Genomic DNA, 3,892 nt, shown 5'->3' on the forward strand with positions numbered 1-3,892 from the left:
CTCGCGCGGCGGCGGGGCCGCCCGCGCGCAAGCGGCCGAATGGCCGTCGCGGCCGGTGCGGTTCGTCGTGCCTTACCCGCCCGGCGGGCCGACCGACATCATGGGCCGCGTGGTCGCGCAGGCGCTGGCGCCCGGCCTGCCGCAGCCCGTCGTGGTGGAGAACCGCGCCGGGGCGGCGGGCGCCATCGGCACGGAAGCCGTTGCGCGCGCGGCGCCGGACGGGGCGACCTTCCTCGTCAACGCCTCCGCGCACGTGATCGTGCCGCACATGGTGCGCGTGCCCTACGACGCGCTGGCCGACTTCGCGCCGGTCACGAACATCGCTTCCGTGCCGCTGATGCTGGTGGTGACGCCCGGCCTGCCGGTGCGGAGCGTGGCGGAGCTGGTCACCCACGCGAAGGCGAACCCGGGCAAGCTCTCCTTCGCCTCCTCGTCCAACGGCGGCGCGCCGCACCTGGCGGGCGAGCTGTTCAAGCTGATGGCCGGCGTGGACATGGCGCACGTGCCCTACCGCGGCAGCGGGCAGGCGGTGCCGGACCTGATCGCGGGCAACGTGCAGGTGATGTTCGACTCCATGCCGAGCAGCGCCGGCGCCGTGCGCGACGGCAAGCTGCGGGCGCTGGCCGTCACCACCGCCGGGCGGCAAGCGGCCTTCCCGGACCTGCCAACGGTCGCCGAGGCCGGGGTGCCGGGCTACGAGATCTCGACGTGGTACGGCATCTGGGCGCCGGCCGGCACGCCCGCTCCGATCGTGGCGCGCCTGCACGCGGCGGTGGCCGCGGCGTTGCGCGGGGCGGAGGCGCGGGAGCGGATGGCGGCGCTCGGCGCGGAGCCGGTGGCGGACGCGCCGGAGGATTTCGCGCGCTTCGTCCGCGCCGAGTCCGAGCGCTGGGGCCGGCTGGTGCGCGAGGCGCGGATCAAGGCGGATTGAGCGGCGGCGGGGCCGCTGCGCCTCGCCGCCGCCCGGCTTCCGCCCGCGGCCCTGCCCGGCGATTCGGCCAGGGCCACGCGGGCCGCCGGTTCCGGCGCCCCGCGCCGGCCTCAGGCGAAGAGGACGCCGTATTCGCCCGGTGGCGCCTCGCTCTGGACGGCGTGCTCGGCGCTTTCCGAAAAGGCGAGCGCCACTTCGGCGCGGCTGGCGCCGTGGCGCAGCGCCTCGGCCCAGTGGTCGAGGCCGGCCTGATCGGGCCCGCGGTGGAGCGTGTCGCGGTACAGGGCTTCGGCGAAGCCGCGGTCGTCCAGGCCGCCGTAGCGGACATGGAACTCGGCGGACGCGGCGAAGGCGTCGGCGACCTGGGCCAGGGTGGCGGCGCCGTGCTCGACCGCGTCCTTCCACGCGGCCAAGCCGGCCGCGTCGGGCAGGCGGCCGAGCACGGTGTCGTAGAGCCGCGCCACCTCCATCGCGGCCTCGCTGCGGTCCCAGATGCCGTTCCGCACCAGCGCCGCCGTGCCGGCCTTGTTCTCCGCGCTTTCGGAGAAGGCCAGCAGCACCTCGGCGCGGCCGGCGCCGTGGTGCAGCGAGCCGGCCCAGAAGTCGCGGCCGCCCTGCTCGCCGGCGCGGCCGAGCACGTTCTGGTAGAGCCGGTCCACGAAGGCGTCGTCGTCGGGAGCCCCGCCGAAGCGGGCCTGGAATTCGCCGCAGCCCAGGAGATCGGTGGCGAGGCCGTGCAACGAATGGCCGCGCTGGACGGCGCCGACCCAGAAGTCCAACCCGGCTTGGTCGGGCGACCGGTCCAGCGCCGCTTCGTAGAGGCGCGCCACCTGCGCCGCCGGGTCGGCGTCGTCGAACACCAGCCGGCCGTCGGCGAACTGGAGGACCTCGATCCCGGTGGCGATGTCGGTGCCGTCGCCGCTGGCCGACGCGCGCTCGTCGGCGATCCTGAGCCCGCCCTCGGCGCCGGCGGCGACCGTGTAGTCGGAGCGATAGCCGCCGTACCGCGCCGTGTCCGTGCCTGCGCCGCCGTCGATCCGGTCGTCGCCCGCGCCGCCGGCCAGCGTGTCGTCCCCGGTGCCGGCGCGCAGGGCGTCGTTGCGGCCGCTGCCGGTGATCAGGTCGTCCCCGCCCAGCAGGAGGTCGTTGGCGTCGGCGATGGCCTCCGCGGCGCCGCGCGAGGCGAGGGCCTTGAGGGACTCGGCCGGTACGGACAGCCCGGTGATGGAGAAGCCGCCGCGTCCTTGGATCGTCCCGCTGAAGCCGGTGACGGTCCCGCCCGTCAGGCTCGGCCCGGCGGCGGCGCCGGCCCAGGGCCAGAGGTAGGCGAAGTCGTGGCCGCTGAAGGCCACAGCGCTTTCGGCGTCGCCGTAGGCGCTGAGATCGGCGGTGAACCCGGTGGCGGTCGGCGCCGCGACCAGGCGGAGCATGTGGATGTACTTCGTGAAGAACGCGAGGTCGGTCCAATCGAAGCCGCGCTCGGCGCTTGTGTCCCATGCCAACGGGCCGAAGAGGTCCGCGCTCGGGCCCTGGCGGAACCAGGCAGGGTCGCCGTATTCGACGGCGTCGGGCGGGCCGGCGGCCCAGGGGTCGGCTTGGAAGGCGAGGACGGCCATGTCGCGGTTCCGTTGCGTGGCCGAACTATCGTCCATGTTCCGGATTCGTGTCAAACGCGGTGGCGCCCGCGCCGCGGATCGTGGCCGGTTCCCCGTCGAAGGAATGCATCGGGCGCTTGCCCGAACCTGGCCATGAACCGGACGCGGGGCGCCCGGCCCGCCGCGAGGCTGGGCCGCGGACCGGAAGCGGAGTAAGCGTGCGGCGCCGCGACGGTGGCAGCGGATGCCCCGCGCGACCGAGGCGTCCGGCTGAGTCGGGACTCTCATGGGGTTGTTGGCACGATGCGCGCTCTGCTTTGCGAATCCTGGCGCGACTTCGACGAACTCGAACTCCGGACCGACGCGCCGCCCCCGCCGCTCCGCCCGGGCGGCGTCAGGCTGCGCGTCCACGCGGCCGGGGTGAGCTTCGCCACCTCGCTGGTCGTCGCCGGCAAGTACCAGCGCAAGCCGCCGCTGCCGTTCACGCCGGGGACGGAGGTGGCGGGCACCGTGCTGGAGAGCGCGCCCGACGTGCCAGACCCTTTGCCGCCAGGCACGCGCGTCTTCGCCGTGCTCGATTGGGGCGGCATGGCCGAGGAGGCGGTGGCGGACGCCATCCACGTGGTGCCGATCCCGGACGGGCTGCCGCTGGAGCCGGCCGTCGCCATGCCGATCAGCTACCCGACCGCCGCCGCGTCCCTGCTGTGGCGGGCGCAGCTGGAAGCCGGGCAGTGGGTGCTTGTGCAGGGCGCGGCGGGCGGCGTCGGCCTGGCCGCAGTGGAGGTTGCGAAGGCCCTCGGGGCCCGCGTCATCGCCCGCTGCGGCGCCGACAAGGCGGAGGTGCCGCGCGCCCGCGGCGCCGACGCGGTGCTCGACAGCGCGGAGCCCTCCTTCCGCGACGCGGTGCGGGACATCACCGGCGGGCGCGGCGTGGACGCGGTGCTCGACGTGCTCGGCGGCGACGCCTTCGACGAGGGGCTGCGCTGCCTGGCCGACGGCGGCACGCTGGTCACGATCGGCTACGCGGCCGGCGCGATCCCGCGGCTCGGCGCCAACATCCTGCTGCTCAAGAACATCGCGGTGGCCGGGTTGAACTGGGGCACCTACGTCGGCTGGTCGCCGGGCGACAACCGCCACCTCCACGCGCCGCGCGCGCGGGCGCTCTGGGCGCGCCTGGTGGAGTGGTGGGCGGCGGGCGCGCTGCGGCCGGAGGTCCACGCGGAATTCCCGCTGGAGCGCTTCCGGGACGCCATGGCGGAGGTGCGCGGCCGGCGGGCCGCCGGGCGGGTCGTCCTGCGACCGTGACCGCCGCGCCGGACGACCGGCCCGGCCCGGCGCGCGACGCGGCGGGCCGCGGCGGCGCGGC

General features: G+C 76.0%; 3 protein-coding genes. 2 read left to right on the forward strand and 1 reads right to left on the reverse strand.

Features of this window, described 5'->3' with window-relative positions:
* Window positions 1-931: tripartite tricarboxylate transporter substrate binding protein (locus ABD067_RS06930; RefSeq protein ID WP_343894474.1), on the forward strand; the 931-nt coding region annotated here is incomplete at its 5' end.
* 110 nt (window positions 932-1,041) lie between these two features.
* On the opposite strand, the gene ABD067_RS06935 is transcribed toward ABD067_RS06930, so the two are convergent.
* On the reverse strand, window positions 1,042-2,583 hold the full coding sequence (locus ABD067_RS06935; RefSeq protein WP_343894475.1) for a DUF4214 domain-containing protein: 1,542 nt from the start codon (window positions 2,581-2,583) through the stop codon (window positions 1,042-1,044).
* Window positions 2,584-2,829: 246 nt separating this feature from the next.
* Here ABD067_RS06935 and ABD067_RS06940 point away from each other — a divergent pair, with 246 nt between their 5' ends.
* Window positions 2,830-3,831, forward strand: a complete 1,002-nt coding sequence (locus ABD067_RS06940; protein WP_343894476.1) for an NADPH:quinone oxidoreductase family protein — start codon at window positions 2,830-2,832, stop codon at window positions 3,829-3,831.
* Window positions 3,832-3,892 lie beyond the last annotated feature (61 nt).

The organism is Craurococcus roseus (assembly GCF_039523795.1).
GTDB lineage: Bacteria > Pseudomonadota > Alphaproteobacteria > Acetobacterales > Acetobacteraceae > Craurococcus > Craurococcus roseus.

Coding starts and splice junctions, on each gene's coding strand:
- ABD067_RS06935 (WP_343894475.1), bottom strand. CDS start 2,583: ATGGACGATAGTTCGGCCACGCAACGGAACCGCGACATGGCCGTCCTC.
- ABD067_RS06940 (WP_343894476.1), top strand. CDS start 2,830: ATGCGCGCTCTGCTTTGCGAATCCTGGCGCGACTTCGACGAACTCGAA.